This window comes from Arthrobacter sp. 10N44_2 (assembly GCF_056394385.1).
The window spans coordinates 264,444-288,143 of sequence record NZ_JBFTHT010000001.1 but is presented as its reverse complement, the minus strand read 5'-3'; the positions used below and the strand labels follow the sequence as shown (position 1 = coordinate 288,143).

The window sequence follows — 23,700 nt, the reverse complement described above, 5'->3', positions numbered from 1 at the left end:
GGGCCCGTCGGTTTTCCCGGCCGGCACTAGTGGCCGATCGAGTCCAGGGACGCCGGAATGCTGTCCAGGTAACCCTTGATGTTGCGCGCGGTCTCCTGCACGGAGTCACCGCCGAATTTTTCCGCGACCGCTTCGGCGATCACGAGGGCCACCATGGCCTCGGCCACCACGCCGGCGGCCGGCACGGCACAGACGTCGGAGCGCTGGTGGTGGGCCTTGGCGGCCTCCCCCGTGCTGACGTCGACCGTCCTGAGCGCGCGGGGTACGGTGGCGATCGGTTTCATGGCGGCACGGACGCGCAGGACATCGCCGATGCTCATGCCGCCCTCGATCCCGCCTGCGCGGTTGGAGGTACGGATGATCTTGCCGTCCGCGTCCTTGACGATCTCGTCGTGGGCGGCGGAGCCGCGGCGCGCGGCGGTCAGGAAGCCGTCGCCGACTTCAACGCCCTTGATGGCCTGGATGCCCATGAGGGCCGCCGCCAGACGCGAGTCGAGGCGCCGGTCCCAGTGCACGTAGCTGCCGAGTCCCGGCGGGAGGCCGTAGGCAAGCACTTCGACGACGCCGCCGAGGGTTTCGCCTTCCTTGTGCGCGACGTCGACCTCGGCCACCATGGCGTCCGAGGTTTCGCGGTCGAAGCAGCGCAGCGGGTCGGCATCCAGGGCGATCACGTTCCCCGGCACGGGCAGCGGCCGGCCCTCCGGCACGGCTACGCTGGCGATGGATACGGTGTGGGAGACGAGCTCGATGCCGAGCTGCTTGAGGAAGGCCGCGGCGACCGTGCCTAGCGCCACCCTCGTGGCCGTCTCGCGGGCGCTGGCGCGCTCCAGGACCGGGCGGGCCTCGTCGAAGCCGTATTTCTGCATGCCGGTGAAATCTGCGTGGCCGGGCCGCGGGCGCGTCAGCGGGGCGTTCCGGGCCTGGTCGGCCAGGACTTCAGGCTCCACGGGATCGGAGGACATGATCTGTTCCCACTTGGGCCATTCGGTGTTGCCGACCTGAATGGCGACGGGGCCGCCCTGGGTCAGGCCGTGGCGGACTCCGCCGAGGATCGTGACCACGTCCTGCTCGAATTTCATCCGGGCGCCGCGGCCATAGCCGAGCCGGCGGCGGGCCAGCGCCTCGCTGATGTGGGCGCTGGTGAGTTCCACACCGGCGGGCACGCCTTCAATTATTCCGACCAGTGCCGGGCCATGGGATTCTCCGGCAGTCAACCAACGCAACATACATTCCATCCTGCCATGTCGGGCGGTTAGAACACCCGTCGGGGCGCCCCGACTGCGTCACACATCACATCTGTGACACCGGCAGGGAGGGCCTCGCCCAGCCCGGTGAAGTGCCGTACCTGCTCCACGGCCTGGTAGATCAGCATTTCCAGTCCGGGGACCACCGTGCCGCCGGCTTCCTGCCAGACCGCGGCGATCCGGCTGGGCCATGGATCATAGGCGACGTCCAGGAGGACGCCCGGGCTGCCATGCGGAGGCAGTTCTCCTGGACGTTTCGCCGCCAGCTCTTCGGCCAGTTCCGCGGCCAGTGCGTCTGCCGCGCGGGGCGGCAGCGTGGAGATGACGACGTCGGCCGCGGCGACGGCGGCTGCCGCCCCGGCGAGGGGAAGCACCCGGATGGGGACGCCGACGGCGGCGGAGGCCGCGCGGGCCTCTGCCGCTCGGCTGACATCGCGGACGAACACTTCGGCGGACACCGACCCCAATTCCTTGAGCGCCGCGATGGCTGCTGCCGCGGTCCCGCCCCCGCCGAGGATCACGGCGGTGGGCGCCGAGGCTGCCCCCGCGTGCCGGAGCGCGTTGACGATCCCGGTGACGTCGGTGTTGTACGCGACCAATCGCGTGTGGCCGGCACTGCCGCCGTCGGATTCGAACGCAACCGTGTTGACGACCCCAAGGGCGCGCCCCACGCCACGGACCTCGTCCACTTCCGCCACCATGGCCGATTTGAGCGGCATGGTGACCGAGAGGCCGCGCCAGGAACCCTCAGCGCGCACCTCGTCCCTGACCTGCCTCATAAAATCGGGCAGGGCGGCCTCGGTCACGTCAATGGCGGAGTAGGCGATATCCACGCCCAGGTGGGCGTACGCGGCCCGGTGCAGCGCGGGCGACTTCGAATGGCTGATGGGATGCCCGAGGACGGCCGCCCGCAGCGTCATACGCAGCGTCCCGGGTTGGCCTCGCACCAGGCGTTGTACTGCGCCACGTAGCCGTTGTGTTCCGCCAGCGTCTTGGAGAACTTGGTCTCCTTGGTGTCCAGGTTGATGGTGACCCAGTAGAGGAAGCTGTTGGACTTGGGCTTGGCGGCGGCGTCAATGGCCGTCTTGCCGGGGGAACCGATGGGTCCGGCGGGCAGCCCCTGGTTGGCGTAGGTGTTGTAAGGGTTCGACTTGTCAGCCTTCTGGGCCTCGTCGATGTGGAAGCTGCGGATGCCCAGGCCGTAGGTGACGGTGGCATCGGACTGGATGAGCCCGTTGGTCTCGGTGTTGTTGGGCTTGAGGCGGTTGTAGATGGCGCCGGCGACGTCACCATATTCGGCCTGGCCGCCTTCGGCCTGGACGATGCTGGCCACCGTCACGACGTCGTACTGTTTCGCGGGATCGGTAACGCCCTGGGCCTTGAGTTCATCCTGGGTGCTGCCGACGAGCTTCTGCAAAATGTCCTTGGCGGAGGAGCCCAACGGGAAGCGGTACTCCCCCGGCGCCAGGTAGCCCTCGAGGTTCTTGGCTTTGGCCGGGACACCGAACTGTGCGGGCGCATCGCTGAGCGCTTTCAGGTCCTGAACAGGAATCCCGGTGCCCTCGGAAATCGCCTGCAGGGATTCGCCGATCCGCAGCCCGGCGCTGAGCGCAAAGTACATGACCTTGCTCTGGCCCTTGTTGAGCAGGACATCCACGGCATCGGAGTTCTTCATTTCCTGGCGCATCGAGAACGTGCCGGGGTTCAGGGCACCGCCGGAAGCGGTGAACTCCTTGAGGAAGGTGTCCGCGTTGGCCACGACCTTTTTCGACTGAAGTTCGGTGGCCACGGACCGCGTTCCGGCGCCGGGTTCGATCGTGATGGTGACCTCACCGGTTCCGGGGCCGGGGTAGTCGGCCATGGTGTCTCCGCCGAGGAGGGGCTTGAGGAACTGTGCGCCGACGGCGATTGCGACGACGAAGACCGTCAGGGTCAGCACCAGTGCCAGGAAGCGGCGCCTACGGCGGACCTTCTTGGACGGTCCCTTGTCGTAGCGGGCTGCTCCGGCCATCAGCTCCTCGCCCGGGTCGCCGTGGTACTCGGCTTCCGGGTGCGGCTGTGCCTGGGGGTCACCGGAGTTGCCGTAGAGATGGTGGGCCTCGTCGTGGGGGTGCGGAGCGTAGCCATCGTGGACGCCGGCGTCATGGGCAGCCGCATCGTGGCTGGAGCCGTAGCCGAGCCCGCCCGCTGACGCATAGACGACGTCCTCGTGGCCAGCGTCTTCGCGGACGGGCTCCTCGCGGGAAGGTACTTCGTGGACAGGTACATCGCGGACAGGGATCAGCTGCGTGAAGTCTTCTTGCACGGGCCCTTCACGCACGGCTTCTTCGCGCACCGGCTCTTCGTGAACGGGCTCTTCGCGCACCGGCTCTTCACGCACGGCTTCTTCGCGCACCGGCTCTTCGTGAACGGGCTCTTCACGCACGGCTTCTTCGTGCACGGTCGGTGCCGCGTCGGGAAGTTCCGGTGCGGACTGCGGCAGGCTGTCCTCTGCCGGTGCCGGCGTTGGTGCCGGTGCCGGCGTCGGAACGTCCGGTCCCGCCTCAAAAGCCTGCGGCGGGATCACGTTGTGGCCCTGGGTGGCCAGAAGCTTTTCCCGGGCCCGGATTTCTTTGCGCGTCAGCGGTCGGCCGGCGCCACCAAGGGCGTCACCGGAGGAGTCATCACTGTTGACCGGGCTCACTGTAGCCTTCCATGTTCTGAAGAGTGCGTCTGTACTGCCGGGCCGGTCTGTGCGCCGCCTCCGGTCGGCCCCGGCGCAGACTCCGCGTACACGCGGTTTCCGACCTCCGTTCCCCTGGCCTTTTGCATATCAATCGCATGTTGCAGAATACCTGCCGCCGCAACCTGATCAACAACTGTACGGTGATTCCTGCTGCTCATGCCAGCTTCGTGCAGGTTGCGGTGGGCGCTCACGGTGCTGAGCCGTTCGTCAACCAGGCGCACGGGCACCTCGGATCCGGCGTCCTGCAGGGCCAGTACCAGCAGCTGTGCGTACTCGGTCGCCATCCTGGCGGAGGCGTGCTCTTCGCCTTTCATGGTGCGCGGCAGTCCCACGAAGATCTCCACGGCGCCCAGTTCCGCGGCCAGGGCGGCCAGGATTCGCACGTCAGTGTTCTTTTTCACGTTCCGCGCCAGAGTGCGCAGCGGCGTCGCCAGGATTCCGTCGGGGTCGCAGACGGCCACGCCCACACGGACGGTGCCGACGTCCACCCCGAGCTTCACGCCCCGGGGATAGACGCCGGCAACAGCAGCTTCAGACACGTGGGATCCGCTATCGCCTGGTAATGGCGTCCACGACAGCGCCGAGGGCAGCACCGACCTTGGCGGCGTCGGTCCCGCCGCCCTGGGCGACGTCGTCCTTGCCGCCACCGCCGCCGCCGAGGATGCCTGCGGCGAGGCGCACCAGGGCACCGGCCTTGACTCCGGCTGCCCGGGCGGCTTCGTTGGTGGCAATCAGGATCACGGGACGGTCGTTGCTGACACCGGCCACCGCGACGGCGGCGGGCTCGGACCCGAGACGCGTCCGCAGGTCCAGGGCCAGGCCGCGCAGGTCATCCGCGCCGCTGACCTGGCCGGCGTCGTGCGCGATGACCTTGACGCCGGCGGCATCCTGGGCGGTGCCGACCAGCTGGGCTGCGGCGGCCGTGAGCTGCTCCTTGCGCAGCCGCTCGAGTTCCTTCTCTGCCGTCTTGAGCTTGGTCAGGGTGCTGGAAATCCGGTCCGCGAGCAGCCCGGAGGGAACCTTCAGCATTTCCGTGAGCTCGGTGACGAGCGCCCGCTCCGCGGCCAGGTGCCGGAACGCGTCCATGCCCACGAAGGCTTCGACACGGCGGTTTCCTGAGCCGACCGACTGTTCGCCGAGCAGTGACAGGCTGCCGATCAGCGAGGTGTTCTCGACGTGGGTGCCGCCGCAGAGTTCCCGGGACCAGGCGCCGTCGATTTCCACGACGCGGACCTCGTTGCCGTAGTTCTCGCCGAAGAGTGCCATGGCGCCGAGCGCCTTGGCCTCGGCGAGCCCCATGATCTTGGTTTCCACCTGGAAGTTGTTGCGGATGGCGATGTTGGAGACTTCCTCGATCTCGGACCGGGTGGCGGCGCTCAGGCCCTCACCCCAGGCGAAGTCGAAGCGCAGGTAGCCGGCCTTGTTGAAGGAGCCGCGCTGCAGGGCCTCCGGGCCGAGGATCTGGTGCAGGGCAGCGTGCACAATGTGCGTGCCGGTGTGGGCCTGCTCAGCGGCGTGGCGGCGTTCCCGGTCCACGGCGGCCTGAACCAGCGAGTCGGCACCGATTTCGCCTTCGCGGACGATTGCCTTGTGGACGCTGAGGCCCTTGACGGGGCGCTGGACGTCCAGGACCTCGACGACGAAGCCGTCGCCGGTGATCAGCCCGGTGTCGGCGGCCTGGCCGCCGGCTTCGGCGTAGAACGGCGTCTCGGCCAGGACCAGTTCGATTTCATCGCCGGTCGAGGCCTGGGCGACCTTCCGGCCGCCGGAGAGGATGCCGCGGACCTTGGACTCGCCCTGGAGCTCGGTGTAGCCGGTGAAGACTGTCTCGCCGGCGGACAGCAGCTCCTGGAAGGCGCTGAGGTCAGCGTGCGACCCCTTCTTGCCCTTGGCGTCGGCCTGGGCGCGCTGGCGCTGCTCGAGCATGAGCTTGCGGAACTCGGGCTCGTCGACCTTCAGCCCGGCCTCTTCGGCCATTTCCAGGGTGAGGTCGATCGGGAAGCCGTAGGTGTCATGCAGGGCAAAGGCGTCCGCGCCGGAGAGCGGCTGGTTGGCGGCCTTGGATTCCTTGACGGCGTCCTCGAGGCGGGCGGTGCCGGACGCGATGGTGCGCAGGAACGCCTTCTCTTCGGCGTAGGCAATCCGGCTGATGCGTTCGAAGTCGGTCTCGACGATCGGGTAGACACCCTTCATGGCGTCCCGCGAGGCCGGCAGCAGTTCCGGCAGGCAGGCTTTTTCGACGCCGAGCAGGCGCATGGAGCGGACGGCCCGGCGGATCAGGCGGCGCAGCACGTAGCCGCGGCCCTCGTTGGAGGGGGTCACGCCGTCGGCGATCAGCATGAGGGCCGAGCGGATGTGGTCGGCAACGACGCGCATGCGGACGTCGTCCGTGTGGTGCGGGTCCTCGGCGGACTCCGCGGAGGTGTACTCCCGGCCGGAGAGGGCCGCGGCCCTGTCGATCACGGGGCGGACCTGGTCCGTCTCGTACATGTTCTCGACGTCCTGGAGGATCATCGCGAGGCGCTCCATGCCCAGGCCCGTGTCGATGTTCTTCTTGGGCAGTTCTCCGGTGATGTCGAAATCCACCTTGGAGCGGACGTTGTCGATCTGGTACTGCATGAACACGAGGTTCCAGATCTCGACGTAGCGGTTTTCATCGGCGATGGGGCCGCCCTCGACGCCGTAGGACGGGCCGCGGTCGTAGTAGATCTCCGAGCAGGGACCGGCGGGGCCGGGCTGGCCGGTGGACCAGTAGTTGTCGGACTTGCCCATGCGCTGGATCCGCTCGGCCGGCATGCCGGTGTTCTTCAGCCACAGCTGCTCGGCCTCGTCGTCCTCTTCATAGACGGTGACCCAGAGCCGCTCCGGCGGCAGTCCGTACCCGCCGTCGTCCACGCTGGTGGTCAGGAGCTCCCACGCGAACTTGATGGCGTCTTCCTTGAAGTAGTCGCCAAAGGAGAAGTTGCCGCACATCTGGAAGAACGTGCCGTGGCGGGCGGTTTTGCCCACTTCCTCGATGTCACCGGTCCGGATGCACTTCTGCACACTGGTGGCCCGCTGGTAGGGGGCCTCCTCACGGGCGGTCAGGTACGGGATGAACGGGACCATGCCGGCGACCGTAAACAGCAGGGACGGGTCGCTGGAGACCAGGGAGGCGGAGGGCACGGCGGTGTGCCCCTTGCTGACAAAAAAGTCGATCCAGCGCTTGGTGATCTCCTGCGACTTCATGAGCTGTTTTCTTACCCTTCAATATTCACTGCGTTATGTGGCCCGCGTCTGTGCTGCGCGGGACAAGCTGAGGACCGGCACTGATCCGGGCCCATCAATCTGGTGCCCTTCACCGGGGGCGTCGGCGCGCCGTCGCCCCCGGTGACGGGCACCTTACTTACTAATTCTCTCCCGGCTAGCGCCGGACCGCATCCCGGCGGGCGACAGTGCCGCCGGCGGCGAGGTCCGTTGCCGTCTCGATACCGAGGGCCGTGCGGAGTTCTGATTCCCGCTCGCCCATGCCATCGCGGACCGCATCGGCGAAGTCGAGCAGGCCGTCCGTCAGCCGTCCGACGGCCCGGTTCAGGCCTTCGGGGCCGAGGGCGGACTGCGCTTCGGTGACTTTGCGGAAGGCGATAACGCCGATCGCGACGCCGATTCCCATCCAGATGATTCTGTTCATGTCAGGTGCTCCCGAAGTGTTTAGCGGCTGCGGCGGCCGGTGGCGGGCTTTTTGCGGGTGCTGAAGGCGGAGCGCACGCCGTAGCTGAAGGCTGCCACCTTGATCAGCGGCGAGCCCACGGTGGCGGCCATGAGCGAGGACAGCGCCGAGATGTTGGCGGAGGCGTCCGAGACGTTCGAGGAGATGCCGTCAACCTTCTTCAGCTGCTCGTTGGTGGTGGTCACCGTCGCGGTGACCTCGTCCATGAGCGGGGTGGCGCCGTCGCTGATGGAGCGGATAGTGGTCCGCATTTCGTCGAACACTCCCCCGAGCTTCAGGATCGGCACGGCGAGCAGCAGGACCAGCAGTGCAAACACTCCAGCCGCGATCAGGCCGGCAATATCGCCACCAGACATAGACACTCATCTCCTTGAACTGCAGTGGATACCTGCTTGTTGCGTCGGGTTCCGACGGTTTCGCCGACAGTTAAATCCGGCAAGCCGAACCGGCTCCCGGGGAACTCCCCCAAGTACCTTACATACAAAGAAGCCCGCGGCGCTTGCCACGGGCTTCTTTGTAGGTGATGCCTTTTGAATTAGCGTGCGTAGAATTCCACGACGAGCTGCTCTTCGCAGGTCACGGGGATCTCGGAGCGCTTGGGGCGACGCACCAGGCGGGCCTGCAGGGCGTCAAGCTTGACGTCCAGGTAAGCCGGAACGATCGGCAGGACGTCGCGGTGAGCGCCGGCTGCTGCAACCTGGAACGGAGGCATGGTCTCGCTGCGGCTGTGAACGTGGACCAGCTGGCCCTCGCCGACGCGGAAAGACGGGCGGTCAACGCGGATGCCGTCAACGAGGATGTGGCGGTGCACAACCAGCTGGCGGGCCTGGGCGATGGTGCGGGCGAAGCCGGCACGCAGCACGAGGGCGTCGAGACGCATTTCGAGCAGTTCGATCAGGTTTTCACCGGTCAGGCCCTTGGTGCGGCGTGCTTCTTCGAAGGCACGGGTCATCTGGGCTTCGCGGATGCCGTACTGGGCGCGCAGACGCTGCTTTTCGCGCAGACGTACGGCGTAGTCGGAGTCCTGCTTCTTGCGGGCACGGCCATGCTCACCGGGGCCGTACGGGCGGCGCTCCATGTACTTGGCGGCCTTGGGGGTCAGAGCGATGCCGAGTGCACGCGAAAGGCGTGCGGTACGGCGAGCACGAGTGTTGTTAGCCACTTGTGTCCTTCCAATATCTGCGGTGTGTCAGTGTTACTGGCCTCCACGATGGAGAGCATCGGCCAACCGCTGCCTTTTGCTACTGGGCACAGGGCAACCCTCATCGAACCGAAGTTTCCATGGATTGTGCGTCCGTGCCTTGCCAGACAACGATCCAGCCTACCAGATCCGGCCGGCGGACCGAAGTCAGATTCTGGCGTGCGCTCCCCGGACACCGCTGCGCCCGAAGGACGCCGCGCCCAGGAATTCCACGGCCACGAACGGCTTCGGGCCCACCACCCATTCGTCGTGTCCCGGCGGAATCGCGTAGGTGTCGTTGGCGTGGATCGTGGACCGCAGCCCTTCGGCCGTTTCGACTTCCATTTCACCGGAGATGCAGAAGCCGAGATGGTGGTGCAGGCAGACGTCGGTCCGCTCGTAGGGTCTGGTGTTCTCCGACCACCGCCAGCCCGGGCCCAGGATCAGCCGGGCCACCGAGTAGTCGTTCACTGTGCAGAGGTCGAATTCGGCCTTGTCCGGGCACCGTTTCTTGTCCGGCACATCGAAGGACTTCACTGCCATGGCTGTAACGAAGTTGATACTCATGGGACACCTGCCGGGGACGGGACGGGAACGCTCGCGCTGGATGAGCTGGGATGGAGCGAAGCCGGCTGCCGTTCCGGGGTCCGGAACGAGGGAGCCAGCGATGTGACCGCGCTGTCCCCTGCGCCGCACGGACGGTCAGCAGATCCATGCCGCCGTAATTCCACGTTAGACCTCTTGGCCCCTATGTCAACGGCGGATTCCGGCGCCACGGGCCGCCGCCGACCAGCCGCAGGTCACGGGCGTTCACTTGCCGCCCACGTGCCTTTCAGGTGCCGCGGATGATCCTCCGAAGCCGCTCGAGCCGGGTGGCGATGTCGCGTTCGGCCCCGTTGCCGGTGGGTTCGTAGTAGTTGCGCCCGACGAGGTCGTCCGGCGGGTACTGCTGCGTGGCGACGGCGTGCGGGGCATCGTGGGCGTATTTGTAGCCCTTGCCGTGGCCGAGCTGTTTCGAGCCCGGGTAGTGGGCGTCGCGAAGGTGGGCGGGGATGCCGTTCCCGAGCCCGGCGCGGACGTCGGCGATGGCCTGGTTAATGCCCATGTACGCGGCGTTGGACTTCGGCGCGGTGGCCAGATGCACCACGGCCTCGGCGAGGATGATGCGGCCTTCCGGCATGCCGATCAGCTGTACGGCCTGGGCCGCCGCGACGGCGGTCTGCAGCGCAGTCGGGTCAGCCATGCCGACGTCCTCGGCCGCCGAGATCACGATCCTGCGGGCCACGAACCGGGGGTCCTCACCCGCCTCCAGCATCCGGGCAAGGTAGTGCAGCGCGGCGTCGACGTCGGAACCCCGGATCGACTTGATGAACGCGCTGGCGACGTCGTAATGCTGGTCCCCGGCCCGGTCGTAGCGGACGGAGGCGACATCCAGGGCGCGCTCCGTGTGCTTGAGCTCGATCTTCACCGGGGCCGCCTCGGGCGCCCCGCTGGCTGTGCCGGCTACGACTGCGTCAGTGTCGTCCGCGTCCCCGAACGCGACGCCGGCCGCCGCCTCGAGCGCGGTCAGCGCACGCCGGGCGTCCCCGCCGGAGAGCCGGACGAGGTGTGCCAGGGCCTCGTCGCTGAGTTCCACTTTGCCGCCGAGCCCGCGGTCATCCGTTGCGGCCCGCAGGAGAAGGCCCTCGACGTCGGCGTCGGTGAGCGGTTTCAGGGTCAGCAGCAGCGAGCGGGACAGCAGTGGGGAAACGACGGAGAAGGAGGGGTTTTCGGTGGTCGCGGCGACCAGGACCACCCAGCGGTTCTCGACGCCGGGCAACAGGGCGTCCTGCTGGGCCTTGTTGAAGCGGTGGATCTCATCCAGGAAGAGGACGGTGGTGGTCTTGAACAGGTCGCGCGCGGTCAGGGCTTCGTCCATCACGCGGCGGACGTCCTTGACGCCGGCGGTGATGGCGGAGAGCTCGACGAACTTCCGCCCTGGGCCCTTGGCAATCACATGGGCAAGGGTGGTCTTGCCGGTACCCGGAGGACCCCAGAGGATCAGTGAACTGGGACCCGCGGGGCCGGTGGCGTCCGTGCCGGCGGCGAGCTGGCGCAGCGGCGAGCCTTGGCCGAGTAGGTGCTGCTGGCCCACGACATCATCGAGGGTGCGGGGCCGCATCCGGACGGCGAGGGGGCTCCGCGGGGAGACCCGGCGGCTCTCGCCGGTCTGGTCAGCGTCGCCGTCATCCTCGGTAGCGGCGCCGCCGTCCCGCCCTGCGCCAAAGAGATCATCCACATAGATAGGCTACTTCTAGTTCCCGCCTGTCCAGACACCCTCATAACGGAGACCCCGCCATGACAACCCCCGACACCCGTGTGGCCTTCGTCTCCGGCGACCGGCTGCCGGGCTGGGTGGACCGCTTCGCCGCGAGCCACGGCGCACTGGTGGAGGACGAGCTCGACGCAGGTCTGCAGCTGCGCGCCGCCGACGGGGCCGTGGCTCTGCTCCAGGCGCCATGGCCGGTGGACGGCCGTCCTGGGCGCGGCGGCGACGCCGTCGCCCGCCTCGCTTCCCTGGCGTCCCAGTCGCGGGGCATCGGGGCGGTACTGGTCCGCCGCGGCGGTTACTCGGTGGCGGTGGTGAGCGGCGGCGCCGTGCTCGCGTCGAAGACCGGTACACGGCATGTCCAGTCCCGGACGGCTGCGGGCGGCTGGTCGCAGCAGCGCTTTGCCCGGCGCCGGGCGAACCAGGCCGATGCGCTGGTGGAGGCCGTTGCGGAGCATGCCGGGCGGATTTTCGCGGAGCACCCGATCGAGTATCTGGCTCCCGGCGGCGACCGGACCCTTGCGGACCAAGTGCTCGCCGAACCGGTGCTGAAGCAGTACGCGGCACGGCCGAGGCTGGCGTTCCTCGACGTCCCGGATCCGCGCGCCGCGGTACTGAAGAAGGCGGCCACGGACCTGTGCGCGGTGCGCATCCTGGTGACGGATCCACCGGAGTAGGGACGGCTTGAGCAACGGCCCTACCGCCACCTGTTACGGACTGTCCGGCAGCCCGCGCGCAGGAATCAGCCGTGGTGTCGGCGGGACTGCCAGGCCGAGTAGATCAGCCACCCCAACCAGATGCCCGATGAACAATCCGTTTACGGAACCCACTACGGGACCTTTTTGGCCCGCTCTGTGACTTAGAGCCGCTGGAAGGGAAATTACGTCTGCAGCAAGGTCTCCAGGTGGGCCGTTCCGAACCCTCTGGGCACGGTCAGCTAGGCTCCGGACTATGCCTTCCTCCTGGACCGTTCTGATCTCACTTCACGCAATCGCCGCCAGCTACTCACTGATTTTCGGAGCCATGAACCTGCTGCGCAGGACCAAAGGCGGCCGCGTTCATCGGATCGTGGGCCGAATCTGGGCTGCTTCCATGTATGTCGTGGTGCTGACCTCGTTTGGAATCAGAACCATCGACGGCGGGTTCAATTGGCTCCACGCACTCTCAGTGCTGACGTTCTTCACACTAACAGCGGGACTGTGGGCCATCTGGAAGAGAAACATCAGGGCCCACCGCAGTTTCATGACGGGCAGCTACTTCGGTCTGATCGGCGCCTTTGTGGGCGTTCTGGCAGTGCCCTCGCGCCGCATTCCCCAGCTCGCCATCCACGAGCTCCCGCTGTTGGGTTTGTTGATCCTGGTCCTGCTGGGCACAGCCGCACTCACTCTCATCGGCATCGCCCAGCTCCGCAAAACACAGACGGTCCCCATCACCTAGTCCGGCCGGACACTCGCGGTATGGGGACCAAGAGCCGGAACAGGAAATTGCCTTACTCGTGGAGCTGGCAGCGAGTTCCTGGCGCCTCGAAGTTTCGTAAGCCGATTGGCTCCCGTACCTAGAACACTGGCGTCCCTGAACTAAATCCTAAGGATAAGGAAACCATGCAGCGAGACCAACCAGTTGTCAGTTGGGAAAGTGCCCTGATGCGCACTGTAGAAGGTTCGTTCTACCGTGCTGTGGATCCTGCCTATAGTGACGCGGCTCTTGCGGGATCTCGGGCTGCCGGCCGGTATTCGCCGCCAGAGGTCCCAACGCTGTACCTAAGTTCGTCACCTGAAGGTGTCGCCGCTGCAATGATCGCCCACACTGACGAACGCACTCCCGGTCGTGAGGTGTTGCAGTTCAATGTAGAGGCCAACCGTATTGTTGATCTTCGTGATCACGAAGCTCTGAAGTCCGCTGGAATCAGTCCCGCGGACGCCGCGGCGGACTGGCAACGAGCTGTTGCTGCGGGTGGAACGCCTCCGTCGTGGAAAGTTCGAGAGGCTCTGCAGAGTTTGGGCGCCAATGGACTAATCGACCCTTCACGCAAACGGCCGCAGCTCTGGCACCTAACGCTCTTCAACTGGAACGCTGATGGCGCTCCAAGTGTTCGGGTAGTTTCTCTCCGGTAGCGGATCCGTTTGCTCGTGGCCTACGCGCCATTCGGAGACTGTCTGGTAACCCTCGCCTTCGTCGATCGCGTGAGCTGCATCGACGGTGCCGAGGGGCACGACGCGAACCTCGGCAACTTCTGTGATGCAAACGGGCCGCCCTAACGAGTCAACGACCACACCGCGTTCACCGACGACCGGCAACTGCTCGGTCAGGCACAGTCGGTCAGGCACATTGGAGCAGGAGCCATTCCGAATAGGGGTCGGCCGGGGTTGCTGGCCAGTACGGATCATCTGTGTCCGCCTCGGGCAGTGGATGCCCGGCGGTGAATTGGTGCCAGTCCGGGAAGGGGTCCGGGGGCAGGCCTGGGCCCGGATCCGCGGGCTGGCCTTGATCGGGGCCCGTGTCGGGGTCGGGTTCCGGGTTGGGTTCGTCCGTGGCCGGGATGTGGGGCAGCCAGTCTTCGGGCCAGTGGGGTGGGTCCCAGTCCTGGTGTTCGCTGGGGTAGTAGCGTCCGGACGGGGAGGTCCAGCCGGGCGGGTGGTCTTTGCTGGCCCGGGCCGGTGTCCAGGCGGAGGCGTGTTTAAGCCGGTGGTGTTTCGGGCAGGGCTGGCCGAGGTTCGAGATCCCGGTGGTGCCGCCGTCGGCCCAGGCCAGGAGGTGGTCTGCCTCGTTGTCCACGGAGTGGTTGCCGCAGCCGGGGAACGGGCACCGGCCGTCGCGGAGCCGGAGCCAGTGGCGCTGGGCCGTCGTGAGCCGGTAGCTGGTCCGGCCGATTTCCAGCGGGGCGCCGTCCCGGGGGTCGGTCAGGACCCGGTGGAAGGAACCGGCGCCCTCGGCGATGAGGCGGCGGGCCATCGAGGGAGGGATCGGCCCGTACCCGTCCAGGACGGCCGGTTCGTCGGTGGCGCCGAGCAGGGCCAGGACCGGGACGGTGACCAGGACCTGCGCCCGCGGGACCGGAACAAGCCCACCCGCCCCCGCACGAGCTTCCGCCCCCGTGCCGGTGCCGGTGCCGCCGTCGGCCGTTCCACCGTTTGTTCCGCCGCCGGGCGTGCCGGTGGTGAGGAGCCAGATGGCGGTGATGTCGGCGCGGAGCTGGGTCAGGGTCCGGGGCTCGTCCGGGCCCTGGAGGGCGCGGGCCGCGGCGGTGGTCCGGTCCCAGATCCCCGCGGCGGTGTCGGCCGGGAAATAGGCCGAGAGCCAGGCCATGCCGTCCCGGTCCGGAGTGTACTCGACCCGCCGGTCCGCGGCGCTCGTGGTGTGGCGTTCCTCGATGCCGGCGGGGTGGTGGCGTTCGCGCCAGGTGCGGGCCTTGGCTCGGAACCGGGACGGAACGAGGTCCCCGGCCGGGCAGCCGCGGGCCGGGTTGGGTGCTTCGGGGTCCAGGAAGTGCGCCTCGAGCCCGGCCGCCCCGGCCGCATCCAGGCTGCTGGTTTCGTCCACGAGGATCCGTGCGTGGGCCCAGGAGATCGCCCCGGACTCAAGGGCGGCCAGGGTCAGCGGCAGCGCCGTCGTCAGAACTTGGGATTCGGCGAGGAGGGCCGCGGCGGTGCGTTCGCTGACCGTCAGGACACAGGCGACCTCGGCCACCAGTGCCATCTCCTGAACGGCGCGATCCCGCGGGGACGGCGCCGGCGGCGCCAAAAACCTGGTTGCCTGCGCGTAGTCGGCGGTCAGCCGCACCCTCAACGCCGCGGTCCGGGCCTCCATCCGGGCGACCTCGGCGAGCCCGTCCAGGCAACCGTCCGCCAGCCGCCGCAGCGGATCGCCGTCTCCCACCGGGTCGGCAGCAGGCGCATCGTCGCTAGCGGCCAAGGCGGCAAGGCGGCCAGCGCGGCAACCGAGGCGGCGACGGCCTCTATCGCCGCCCCGCTCTCCGCACTCAACACACTGTCCTGCTCTCCACACTCAGATCATCTCAGGAGCCACCGACAGAAATAGCGACATAGGCTGTCCTCGAGCGCGAGCATTGAGCCGAGGGACATCCCGCGACACCGGAGAGCCCTTAACGGCGGGAGCCGGAATCCTTAGCAGCCGGTCAGGTGCCGCTTGGGCCTGTCCTGACGGTAGAGGTAGCGGCCGGTTTCGCGGAACCCTGCCCGCGCGTACAGCTCACGGGCACCGGCGTTGGAGGCCATGACCAGCAGCCAGTACCCCGCCAGGCCGCGGGCCCCGCCCTCGTGCAGCAGCGCCCGGACCACCCGGCCGCCATAGCCCCGACGCCGTGCATCCGGACGCGTTGCCATGCAGTACAGCCCGCCCCACCCGGGCCCGGACGGGCCGGTGTTGGGCAAGGCGAGGCGTGCGACGGCGGCTGGCGCGCCGCCGTCGTCCCGCACCAGAGCGTACAGCGAGGGGCACCCTTCGAGAATGCCGCGGGCCACGGCGAGCTCGTCCGCTCCCCCGCGGCCGTCGACGCTCCACCACAGCTCCAGCCATTCCGCCGACGGCTCGGCCGAAATTTCCACGGCAGGTTCGGGGGCGCCGGGCCCGACGCCGGACTCCACGCCGGACTCAGCACCGGGAACATGGACCAGCACCAAGGTTTCGGACTGCCGGGTGAACCCTTCGGCGTCGAGCACCGCGTTGAGCGCCGCGTGGCGTGGGCCGTCAAAAATTTGGAAGATGAGCGGAAGCCGCCGGCTGCGGTACCAAAGCCGGGCGTCACGGACTGCGGCGAGCTGCCGGTGCGAATCCTCGCCGGGATCCCTCGGCCAGACCGAGTTCGCCCGCTGGGTCACCCCTGACGCCGCCCGCAGCACCCACCCGCCGGATTCCTCGCGCTCCGCGGCAGGCCACGCTGCATCCATCAGCGTCTCCAGCCCGGGGATGGATCCAGGAATCATCCCGGGGCGCGGGTCCAGGTTCATCGGGCTACTCCGTCCGGGACGAATGCGGGCAACTAATGACAGACGGCAGGGACTCCCCGGTTGCCCGGGGAGCCCCTGCCGCTGAAGCTCGAAGGCTAGTCCCTGCCGTCCTCAGGCTTCTTGGGCTGCAGCTTGAAGTCGACGCCGGCTTCCTTGCGCTGCTGCGCCGTGATGGGAGCGGGAGCCTGGGTCAGCGGGTCGAAGCCGCCGCCGGACTTCGGGAACGCGATGACGTCGCGGATGGACTCCACACCGGCCAACAGGGCAACCACGCGGTCCCAGCCGAAGGCGATGCCGCCGTGCGGAGGGGCTCCGAACTTGAAGCCCTCCAGCAGGAAGCCGAACTTGGTCTGGGCGTCTTCCTTGTCCAGGCCCATGAGCTCGAAGACGCGTTCCTGGACGTCGCGCTCGTGGATACGGATCGAGCCGCCGCCAATTTCGTTGCCGTTGCAGACGATGTCGTAGGCGTAGGACAGCGCCGATTCGGGATCGGCGTCGAAGGAGTCCATGAACTCGGGCTTGGGCGAGGTGAAGGCGTGGTGGACGGCGGTCCACTTGCCTGCGCCGACGGCGACGTCGCCGGAGGCGACCGCAGCGGCGGCCGGCTCGAACATCGGTGCGTCCACGACCCAGCAGAAGGCCCAGTCAGCAGGGTTGATGAGCCCGGTGCGGTGGCCGATCTCGACGCGGGCAGCGCCGAGGAGCGCGCGGGACGGTGTCTTCTCGCCGGCTGCGAAGAAGATGCAGTCACCGGGCTTGGCGCCGACGGCGTCGGCGAGACCCGCCCGCTCGGTCTCGGTGAGGTTCTTGGCGACGGGACCGGCGAGTTCGCCATCCTCCTTGTACAGGACGTACGCCAGGCCCTTGGCGCCGCGCTGCTTGGCCCACTCCTGCCAGGCGTCGAGGGCCCGGCGGGCCTGGGAGGCGCCGCCGGGCATGACGACGGCGCCGACGTAGGGCGCCTTGAAGACACCAAAGTTGGTGTCCTTGAAGAATTCGGTCAGCTCGGTGAGTTCCTGGCCGAAGCGCAGGTCCGGCTTGTCCGAGCCGTAGCGGGCCATGGCGTCGTGGTAGGTGATGCGCTGGATCGGCGTCGGGATCTCGACGTCGATCAGCTTCCACAGGGCCTTGACGATGTTCTCGCCCAGACGGATGATGTCGTCCTGCTCCACGAAGCTGGCCTCGATGTCCAGCTGGGTGAATTCCGGCTGGCGGTCCGCGCGGAAGTCTTCATCGCGGTAGCAACGGGCGATCTGGTAGTACTTTTCGAAGCCGCCCACCTGAAGGAGCTGCTTGAACAGCTGCGGGGACTGCGGCAGCGCGTACCAGGAACCCGGCGCCAGGCGGGCGGGAACCACAAAGTCGCGGGCGCCTTCCGGCGTCGAACGGGTCAGCGTGGGGGTTTCGATCTCCACGTAGCCGTCCTGGTGGAGCAGTTCGCGGGCCACCCGGTTGGCTTCCGAACGCAGACGCAGGTTACGGGCGGGGCCGGGGCGGCGCAGGTCCAGGTAGCGGTGCTTCAGGCGTGCTTCCTCGCCCACCTCAACGTGTTCGTCGATCTGGAACGGCAGCGGATCCGAGGTGTTGAGGATCGTGACCTTCTCGGCCATGACCTCGATCTCGCCGGTGGGAAGCGCCGGGTTCTCGTTGCCGTCGGGACGCTGGGAGACGGTGCCGACGATCTGCAGCACATACTCGTTGCGCAGTCCGTGGAAGACCTCTTCTTCACGGACCACAACCTGGGCGACGCCGGACGCGTCGCGCAGGTCAACGAATGCGACACCACCGTGGTCACGACGCCGGCCGACCCAGCCGGCGAGGGTTACGGTTTGTCCAATGTGCTCGGAGCGAAGTGATCCGAGGTCATGTGTGCGCAGCACAGCACGCCTTTCTGAAGAAGACAGAGGGAAAATCAAAAGTGATAACAAAACAATGACGTTCTAATAGGATCGCTACGGGAACGATCCCGTTCGAGTTTACCCGTTGGAAAGGCCCCTTTTGCCATGGCAACCCGGCGCAACGGAACCCAGCCCGGCGACCAGCCCCCCGGTCAGCACCGCGATCAGCCCGGCGGCCGGCCTGGTCCGCAGCGGCCACCCCAGCGGCTGCAGCGCCGCCTCGGCGTGTTCGATTCCACGGCAATCGGCCTGGGTTCGATGCTGGGCGCCGGCGTGTTCGTCGTGTTCTCCCCCGCCGCAGCCCTGGCCGGGCCGCTGCTGACACTTGCCGTGGCCGTGGCCGGCGTCATCGCCTACTGCAATGCCGTCGCGTCGGCGCAGTTGGCGGCGAGGTACCCCGACAGCGGGGGAACTTACGTGTATGGGCGCCGGCAGCTCGGCCAGTGGCCGGGCTTCATTGCGGGCTGGGGCTTCATCACGGGTAAGACGGCGTCCTGCGCGGCGATGGCGCTGACGTTTGGGCACTACGTGGCGCCGGCCTATGCCACGCCGCTGGCGGTCGCCGGCGTCGTCGTCCTCACGGGAGTTAATCTGCTCGGCATCACGCGGACCGCGCTGCTGACCAGGATCCTGCTGGCCGTCGTGTTGGCCACGCTCGTCTTCGTCGCCGTGGCCTCCCTGCTCGGTCCGCACCCGGCGGGCGCCCCCGCCGTGTCGGCGGCGCCGGCCTATCCCGCGCCGCCCTCCGGCGGCTGGGGCGTCCTTCCCGCGGCGGGGCTGATGTTCTTCGCCTTCGCGGGTTATGCGCGGATCGCCACCCTCGGCGAGGAGGTCAAGGATCCCGCCCGTACGATCCCGCGAGCCATCCTGGCCGCACTGGCCGGGGCCTTCGTGATCTACCTTGGCCTGGCCGCGCTGCTGCAGTGGCACCTGCCCCCGCAGCAGCTGGCGGGTTCGACGGCGCCGCTGCTGGACGCGGTGGCGGTCTCCCGCCTCGGCGCCGGCGTCCCGTTCGTCCAGGCCGGAGCGGCGGCGGCCGGCCTCGGCGCGCTGCTGGCCCTGATCACCGGGGTCGGCCGGACCACGTTGGCGATGGCGCGGGAACGGGACCTGCCCGCCCCGCTGGCCAGGGTGGGCCGCGCCCGCACCGTCCCGTTCACGGCGGAACTGGCCGTCGCCGCCGCCGTCGTGGTCCTGCTGCTGAGCACCGACGTGATGACCGTGGTCGGCTTTTCCAGCTTCGGCGTGCTGGTCTATTACGCCGTGACCAACGCCGCGGCTTTCACGCTGGCCGGCCGCCCCTGGCATGCGCCGCGCTGGCTCAATGTGCTGGGCTTCCTCGGCTGCCTGGTCCTGGCCGTCACCCTGCCGCCGGCCTCCGTGCTGTTCATGGCGGCGGTGCTGGCGGCAGGGGTGGCCGGGCGGTTCCTCGTCCTGCTGGTGCGCAGGACGCGGGACACTAACGGGCCTGCCCGGAAGTCCTAGCCCGCGGCGACTACGCGCACGTGCAGGTCCTCCTCGGAGGGCGTCCACGAGTCCGGGTCGGCGTCGTACTGCTCGCCCGTGCGGATGTCTTTGACCTGGTGCTTGCCGTCGTCGTCAGTGAACCAGACAAACGGAATGCCGCGACGGTCGGCGAACTTGATCTGCTTGCCGAACTTCTCGGCCTTCGCGGCGACCTCCGTGGCGATGCCCCGGCTGCGCAGCTGCGCGGCGACATCCTGTGCGGCGGCCCAGCTGTCGTCGTTGTTGAGCGTCACCAGCACGGCGGTCGGCACGGAGCGGGTGGCTTTGGCCAGGTCCTGGCTCAGTATCCGCGACACCAGCCGGGTCACGCCGATCGAGAGGCCGACGCCGGGGAACTTGCGGTTGCCCTTGCTCGCCAGGGCGTCGTAGCGGCCGCCGGAGCAGATCGAGCCCAGCTGCTCGTGCCCCACCAAGACGGTTTCCACCACGGTGCCGGTGTAGTAATCGAGGCCGCGGGCGATGCTGAGATCGGCGACGACCCGTCCCGGCGCGTGCTGGACGGCGGCCGCAATGACCTGCTCCAGCTCGTTCAGGCCTTCCTCCAACAGCTCGTTGGTGACGCCGAGCGCCCGGACCTGCTCCACAAAGGACGTGTCCGTGGTGCGGATGCCCGCGAGCTTCAGGGCAGCCTGCGCCTGATCGTCAGTGGCGCCGAGTTCCTCCTTGAGCAACTCGGCCACCTTCGCCGGCCCGACCTTCTCGAGTTTGTCGATGCTGCGCAGGACGCCCGCGGTGTCCGTGAGGCCGATCCCGGTGTAGAAGCCCTCGGCCAGCTTGCGGTTGTTGATCCGCAGCAGGAAGTCGGGGATGGGCAGCGCGTTGAGCGCCTCGGCAATCACCAGCGCGATTTCAACGTCGTACCGGAACGGCAGTTCGCCGTCGCCGACGACGTCGATGTCCGCCTGGGTGAACTCGCGGGCCCGTCCCTCCTGGGGACGTTCGCCGCGCCAGACCTTCTGGATCTGGTAACGGCGGAACGGGAACGCCAGGTAGCCGGCGTTTTCCACGACATACCGGGCGAAGGGCACGGTGAGGTCGAAGTGCAGGGCAAGGGCATGCGGGTCAACCTTGGCCGCGGAGTCCTCATCGTCCTGGAGCCGGCTCAGGCCGTAGACCTCTTTATCGATTTCCCCCTTGCGCAGCAACTGGCCCACCGTCTCCACGGCGCGGGTCTCGATCGAGGAGAAACCATGGAGCTCGAAGGTCCGGCGCAGCGTGTCCAGCACATGGAGTTCCACCAGCCGCTCCTCGGGAAGCCACTCGGGGAATCCTGACAGGGAGGCTGTGCGTGCCATGGTGAAATTTTCTCCTCTGGTTACCACTGCGGTATCGCGTTGCTACTGCAGTATCTTCGGGCGCGGGCGTCAGGCGGCATTCTCTCTGTCGAAACGTAACGAAGATAAGCGGCAGACCGGCCAGTCGTGCATAAACTGTGTGCGGCAGTCAGTTTATGCGTTCGGCGCCCGCTTCTTCCAACGGAGCCGGACCCTGCGGGACTGCCGGCAGCTTGCTGCTGCTACCGCGACGGCGCCTACGGCCCCGTCATGGTGGCGGCCATACAACCAGGAGGACCTTTGGCGGCCAGTTCACGCAGCGCACGCGAGGCGAAGCGGCGCGTCCAGCAGATGGAGGCCAGGCGCGGCCTGCGCCGGGACCAGGACAAGCGCCGCAAGCGCGACAACGTCTTCGCCATCAGCGCCGGCACGGCCGCAATTGGCCTGGCCTTGGTGCTTCAGCTGACCGCCTTCGCCTCAAACCCAACCGAAGAGGAATTCGCGGCCGCGCAGGAGGGACTGAACAGCCCGTCGGCGTCCGCCTCACCCACAGCGGCCCCGACGAACGGTGCGAACATCCCCAAGCCGGAGACTGCCGCGGGCAAGACGTTCACGGGCGAGCTCAAGCTGAACCGCGGCACGCTCGGCGTCGAACTCGACGGCACGAAGGCCCCCCAGGCCGCGGCGGTCTTCAAATCCCTTGCCGACCAAAAGTTCTACGACGGCGTCAGCTGCCACCGGCTGACCACGGCGGAGAACTTCGGCGTACTCCAGTGCGGTTCCAAGGCAGGTGACGGCAGCAGCGATCCGAGCTACACCTGGGGCCCGCTGGAAAACACCCCGACGGACAACAAGTACCCCGCCGGAACCATCGCAGTGGCCCGGACCGGCGGGAACGCCAACGGTAACGGCACCCAATTCTTCATTGTGTACAAGGACACCGTCATTCCAGCGGATGCCGCCGGGGGCTATACGGTGGTGGGCAAGGTGACCTCTGGACTCGACGTGGTGGGCGGTATTGCCGCTGCCGGACTGAAGCCCGGCGACAACGCCACCGACGGCGCACCTGCGGAACCAGTCACGATAGACTCGTTCTCACTGAAGTAACCAGCCGCGGCCCCCAAGGCCCTGGTCCCGGTATTTCCCTCCAAGCGAAAGACTTCTAGCGGTGACAGACAGTCAGAAATCCGACGAAACATTGGCAACAGCAGCTGCCAACGAAACCGAAACCGAGGCGACCCCCGCCGAGAGTGCAGGCGCTGCCGTAGACGCCGACGGCGAGACTGCGGCACCCGAGGCCCCAACCGCGACCAGCGAGGAACCCGCCGAGGCACCCGCCGAGGCACCCGAGGCCACTGTGCCCGCCGTTCCGGCAGAACCTGCCGAGCCGGCGGAGACGGCCGTTCCGGCAGAACCTGCCGAGCCGGCGGAGACGGCCGAGCCTGTTGACCAAGCTGCAGCCACCGCCGCCCCGGTTCCGACGCCGGGTCCCGCGCCGGCCGCGCGTCCCGCGCCGAGCCCGGCAGCGTTTGCCGGCCGGCCGAAGGCCAAGCCGTCCGCGGCCGCACCGGTTCCGGCCCCGGCGGCCGTGTCCTCCGCAGCTTCACTGGCCGAAGCGGCCCGCTGGGGCCGTGTTGAAGGCGACGGCCACGTCTTCCTGACCGTTGACGGCACGGAATACCCCGTAGGCCAGTACCCGGGTGTCAGCGAGGACGAGGCCCTGGGCTACTTCGCCCGGAAGTTCGAGGACGTCGTGGCCCAGATCGTCCTGCTGGAACAGCGGGTGAGCTCCAAGGCGCCCACCGCGGACATGCAGAAGACCGTCACGCACCTGCGCGAGCAGCTCGCCGAGCGGAACATGGTGGGCGACATCCGCTCCGCCGAGGCCCGGCTGGACGCTCTGGTGACACAGATCGGCGAGCTGGAAAAGGCTGAGAAGGCCGAGCACGACGCTGTCCGCGCCGCTGAGCTTGCCGCCCGCGAGGCCATCGTGGCCGAGGCCGAGGAAATTGCCGGCCACGATCCCGCGCAGATCCAGTGGAAGACCTCCAGCGCGCGGATGAACGAACTCTTCGAGAGCTGGAAGACCGCCCAGAAGAGCGGCGTCCGGCTCGGCCGCAGCAACGAGGACGCACTGTGGAAGCGATTCCGCGCCGCCCGCACGGTGTTTGACCGGCACCGCCGCGCGTACTTCTCCCAGCTGGACAGCAACAATTCGGCGGCCAAGGCCGCAAAGGAGAAGCTGATCACCGAGGCCGAGGCCCTTTCCTCCTCGACCGACTGGGGTTTTGCCGCCGGCGAGTACCGCCGCCTGATGGATGAGTGGAAAGCCTCACCCCGCGCCAGCCGCAAGGACGACGACGCGCTGTGGGCCCGCTTCCGCGCCGCCCAGGACGTCTTCTTCACCAACCGCCAGGCAGCCAACGACGAGATCGACCAGGAGTACGGTGCGAACCTGGTGGTAAAGGAAGCGCTCCTGGTGGAAGCCAACGAGCTCCTGCCGATCAAGGATCTCGCGGCAGCCAAGAAGTCGCTGCAGTCCATCCGGGACCGCTGGGAAGAGGCCGGCAAGGTGCCGCGCGCCGACATGGGCCGCATCGAAGCCGGTCTGCGGAAGGTGGAGGACGCTGTCCGCCACGCCGAGGACGAAAACTGGAAGCGTTCCAACCCGGAGACGAAGGCGCGCACCAACAGCGCCCTCACCCAGCTCGAGGCCGCTATTGCCGGCCTCAAGGAAGATCTGGCCAAGGCGGAGAAGGCCGGCGACGAGCGCAAGATCAAGGCCGCCCGGGAAGCCCTCGAGGCACGCCAGGCCTGGCTGGAGCAGCTCGAACGCTCAGCGAGCGAACTCTCCTAGGCACACGGCAC

General features: G+C 67.9%; 21 protein-coding genes. 6 read left to right on the top strand and 15 right to left on the bottom strand.

Annotated features, from left to right (window positions below; genetic code table 11):
• Positions 1 to 26: 26 nt before the first annotated feature.
• The 10 genes from aroC to AC1DBX_RS01320 all read right to left on the bottom strand — a co-directional run bounded on the left by aroC (position 27) and on the right by AC1DBX_RS01320 (position 11,136).
• The gene (aroC, locus tag AC1DBX_RS01365) at positions 27 to 1,226 is read right to left on the bottom strand and encodes a chorismate synthase (protein ID WP_476849302.1); all 1,200 of its coding nucleotides are present in this window, start codon (positions 1,224 to 1,226) and stop codon (positions 27 to 29) included.
• Positions 1,227 to 1,252: 26 nt separating this feature from the next.
• Positions 1,253 to 2,164 carry a shikimate dehydrogenase gene (locus AC1DBX_RS01360; RefSeq protein ID WP_476858419.1) on the bottom strand — a complete coding sequence of 304 codons (912 nt, stop codon included), beginning with the start codon at positions 2,162 to 2,164 and terminating at the stop codon, positions 1,253 to 1,255.
• Entirely contained in the window at positions 2,161 to 3,927 is a 1,767-nt protein-coding gene (gene mltG / locus AC1DBX_RS01355) for an endolytic transglycosylase MltG (RefSeq protein WP_476930906.1), read from the bottom strand. The genes AC1DBX_RS01360 and mltG overlap by 4 nt, the downstream gene beginning before the upstream one ends.
• Positions 3,924 to 4,508: a Holliday junction resolvase RuvX gene (gene ruvX, locus AC1DBX_RS01350; protein ID WP_223916695.1), complete on the bottom strand. Its 585-nt coding sequence runs from the start codon at positions 4,506 to 4,508 to the stop codon at positions 3,924 to 3,926. The genes mltG and ruvX overlap by 4 nt, the downstream gene beginning before the upstream one ends.
• A 10-nt stretch (positions 4,509 to 4,518) precedes the next feature.
• Complete coding sequence (gene alaS / locus AC1DBX_RS01345; RefSeq protein ID WP_476870922.1) at positions 4,519 to 7,197, bottom strand: alanine--tRNA ligase; 2,679 nt, start codon at positions 7,195 to 7,197, stop codon at positions 4,519 to 4,521.
• 175 nt (positions 7,198 to 7,372) lie between these two features.
• Entirely contained in the window at positions 7,373 to 7,639 is a 267-nt protein-coding gene (locus tag AC1DBX_RS01340; RefSeq protein WP_253906754.1) for a DUF6167 family protein, read from the bottom strand.
• 20 nt (positions 7,640 to 7,659) lie between these two features.
• On the bottom strand, positions 7,660 to 8,034 hold the full coding sequence (locus AC1DBX_RS01335) for a DUF948 domain-containing protein (RefSeq protein WP_018773156.1): 375 nt from the start codon (positions 8,032 to 8,034) through the stop codon (positions 7,660 to 7,662).
• Positions 8,035 to 8,213: 179 nt separating this feature from the next.
• The gene (gene rpsD / locus AC1DBX_RS01330; protein WP_018773157.1) at positions 8,214 to 8,840 is read right to left on the bottom strand and encodes a 30S ribosomal protein S4; all 627 of its coding nucleotides are present in this window, start codon (positions 8,838 to 8,840) and stop codon (positions 8,214 to 8,216) included.
• Between the two features lie 186 nt (positions 8,841 to 9,026).
• On the bottom strand, positions 9,027 to 9,425 hold the full coding sequence (locus AC1DBX_RS01325; RefSeq protein ID WP_028276474.1) for a cupin domain-containing protein: 399 nt from the start codon (positions 9,423 to 9,425) through the stop codon (positions 9,027 to 9,029).
• 265 nt (positions 9,426 to 9,690) lie between these two features.
• Positions 9,691 to 11,136: a replication-associated recombination protein A gene (locus AC1DBX_RS01320; protein ID WP_476857085.1), complete on the bottom strand. Its 1,446-nt coding sequence runs from the start codon at positions 11,134 to 11,136 to the stop codon at positions 9,691 to 9,693.
• A 59-nt stretch (positions 11,137 to 11,195) separates the two neighbouring features.
• On the opposite strand from AC1DBX_RS01320, the gene AC1DBX_RS01315 reads away from it, so the two are divergent.
• The 3 genes from AC1DBX_RS01315 to AC1DBX_RS01305 all read left to right on the top strand — a co-directional run bounded on the left by AC1DBX_RS01315 (position 11,196) and on the right by AC1DBX_RS01305 (position 13,280).
• Positions 11,196 to 11,843 (top strand): acVLRF1 family peptidyl-tRNA hydrolase, encoded by a 648-nt coding sequence (locus tag AC1DBX_RS01315; protein ID WP_476930905.1) that lies wholly within the window; start codon positions 11,196 to 11,198, stop codon positions 11,841 to 11,843.
• 274 nt (positions 11,844 to 12,117) lie between these two features.
• On the top strand, positions 12,118 to 12,603 hold the full coding sequence (locus AC1DBX_RS01310; protein ID WP_476872418.1) for a DUF2306 domain-containing protein: 486 nt from the start codon (positions 12,118 to 12,120) through the stop codon (positions 12,601 to 12,603).
• A 164-nt stretch (positions 12,604 to 12,767) separates the two neighbouring features.
• The gene (locus AC1DBX_RS01305) at positions 12,768 to 13,280 is read left to right on the top strand and encodes an RES family NAD+ phosphorylase (RefSeq protein ID WP_476930904.1); all 513 of its coding nucleotides are present in this window, start codon (positions 12,768 to 12,770) and stop codon (positions 13,278 to 13,280) included.
• Here AC1DBX_RS01305 and AC1DBX_RS01300 read toward each other — a convergent pair.
• The 4 genes from AC1DBX_RS01300 to aspS all read right to left on the bottom strand — a co-directional run bounded on the left by AC1DBX_RS01300 (position 13,218) and on the right by aspS (position 18,013).
• Positions 13,218 to 13,553: an ASCH domain-containing protein gene (locus tag AC1DBX_RS01300; protein WP_476930903.1), complete on the bottom strand. Its 336-nt coding sequence runs from the start codon at positions 13,551 to 13,553 to the stop codon at positions 13,218 to 13,220. The two genes, AC1DBX_RS01305 and AC1DBX_RS01300, sit on opposite strands and share 63 nt — an antisense overlap.
• A complete protein-coding gene (locus tag AC1DBX_RS01295; RefSeq protein WP_476930902.1) occupies positions 13,486 to 15,078 on the bottom strand; it encodes an HNH endonuclease signature motif containing protein in 1,593 nt (530 codons plus the stop codon). The genes AC1DBX_RS01300 and AC1DBX_RS01295 overlap by 68 nt, the downstream gene beginning before the upstream one ends.
• 212 nt (positions 15,079 to 15,290) lie before the next feature.
• Positions 15,291 to 16,133 carry a GNAT family N-acetyltransferase gene (locus AC1DBX_RS01290; RefSeq protein ID WP_476930901.1) on the bottom strand — a complete coding sequence of 281 codons (843 nt, stop codon included), beginning with the start codon at positions 16,131 to 16,133 and terminating at the stop codon, positions 15,291 to 15,293.
• A gap of 95 nt (positions 16,134 to 16,228) precedes the next feature.
• Positions 16,229 to 18,013, bottom strand: coding sequence for an aspartate--tRNA ligase (aspS, locus tag AC1DBX_RS01285; RefSeq protein WP_476930900.1), 1,785 nt, complete (start codon positions 18,011 to 18,013; stop codon positions 16,229 to 16,231).
• A 123-nt stretch (positions 18,014 to 18,136) separates the two neighbouring features.
• Here aspS and AC1DBX_RS01280 point away from each other — a divergent pair, with 123 nt between their 5' ends.
• Positions 18,137 to 19,516 carry an APC family permease gene (locus AC1DBX_RS01280; protein ID WP_476849311.1) on the top strand — a complete coding sequence of 460 codons (1,380 nt, stop codon included), beginning with the start codon at positions 18,137 to 18,139 and terminating at the stop codon, positions 19,514 to 19,516.
• Here the strand turns inward: AC1DBX_RS01280 and hisS are convergent.
• Positions 19,513 to 20,853: a histidine--tRNA ligase gene (hisS, locus tag AC1DBX_RS01275; RefSeq protein ID WP_476849312.1), complete on the bottom strand. Its 1,341-nt coding sequence runs from the start codon at positions 20,851 to 20,853 to the stop codon at positions 19,513 to 19,515. The two genes, AC1DBX_RS01280 and hisS, sit on opposite strands and share 4 nt — an antisense overlap.
• 279 nt (positions 20,854 to 21,132) lie before the next feature.
• Between hisS and AC1DBX_RS01270 the strand changes: the two genes are divergently transcribed.
• Together AC1DBX_RS01270 and AC1DBX_RS01265 are read left to right on the top strand one after the other, a co-directional pair.
• Complete coding sequence (locus tag AC1DBX_RS01270; protein WP_476849313.1) at positions 21,133 to 21,939, top strand: peptidylprolyl isomerase; 807 nt, start codon at positions 21,133 to 21,135, stop codon at positions 21,937 to 21,939.
• Positions 21,940 to 22,000: 61 nt separating this feature from the next.
• Entirely contained in the window at positions 22,001 to 23,689 is a 1,689-nt protein-coding gene (locus tag AC1DBX_RS01265) for a DUF349 domain-containing protein (RefSeq protein ID WP_476930899.1), read from the top strand.
• Positions 23,690 to 23,700: the final 11 nt, after the last annotated feature.

Coding starts and splice junctions, on each gene's coding strand:
- aroC (WP_476849302.1), bottom strand. CDS start 1,226: ATGTTGCGTTGGTTGACTGCCGGAGAATCCCATGGCCCGGCACTGGTC.
- AC1DBX_RS01360 (WP_476858419.1), bottom strand. CDS start 2,164: ATGACGCTGCGGGCGGCCGTCCTCGGGCATCCCATCAGCCATTCGAAG.
- alaS (WP_476870922.1), bottom strand. CDS start 7,197: ATGAAGTCGCAGGAGATCACCAAGCGCTGGATCGACTTTTTTGTCAGC.
- AC1DBX_RS01340 (WP_253906754.1), bottom strand. CDS start 7,639: ATGAACAGAATCATCTGGATGGGAATCGGCGTCGCGATCGGCGTTATC.
- AC1DBX_RS01335 (WP_018773156.1), bottom strand. CDS start 8,034: ATGTCTGGTGGCGATATTGCCGGCCTGATCGCGGCTGGAGTGTTTGCA.
- AC1DBX_RS01325 (WP_028276474.1), bottom strand. CDS start 9,425: ATGAGTATCAACTTCGTTACAGCCATGGCAGTGAAGTCCTTCGATGTG.
- AC1DBX_RS01315 (WP_476930905.1), top strand. CDS start 11,196: ATGACAACCCCCGACACCCGTGTGGCCTTCGTCTCCGGCGACCGGCTG.
- AC1DBX_RS01310 (WP_476872418.1), top strand. CDS start 12,118: ATGCCTTCCTCCTGGACCGTTCTGATCTCACTTCACGCAATCGCCGCC.
- AC1DBX_RS01305 (WP_476930904.1), top strand. CDS start 12,768: ATGCAGCGAGACCAACCAGTTGTCAGTTGGGAAAGTGCCCTGATGCGC.
- AC1DBX_RS01300 (WP_476930903.1), bottom strand. CDS start 13,553: ATGATCCGTACTGGCCAGCAACCCCGGCCGACCCCTATTCGGAATGGC.
- AC1DBX_RS01290 (WP_476930901.1), bottom strand. CDS start 16,133: ATGAACCTGGACCCGCGCCCCGGGATGATTCCTGGATCCATCCCCGGG.
- AC1DBX_RS01280 (WP_476849311.1), top strand. CDS start 18,137: ATGGCAACCCGGCGCAACGGAACCCAGCCCGGCGACCAGCCCCCCGGT.
- hisS (WP_476849312.1), bottom strand. CDS start 20,853: ATGGCACGCACAGCCTCCCTGTCAGGATTCCCCGAGTGGCTTCCCGAG.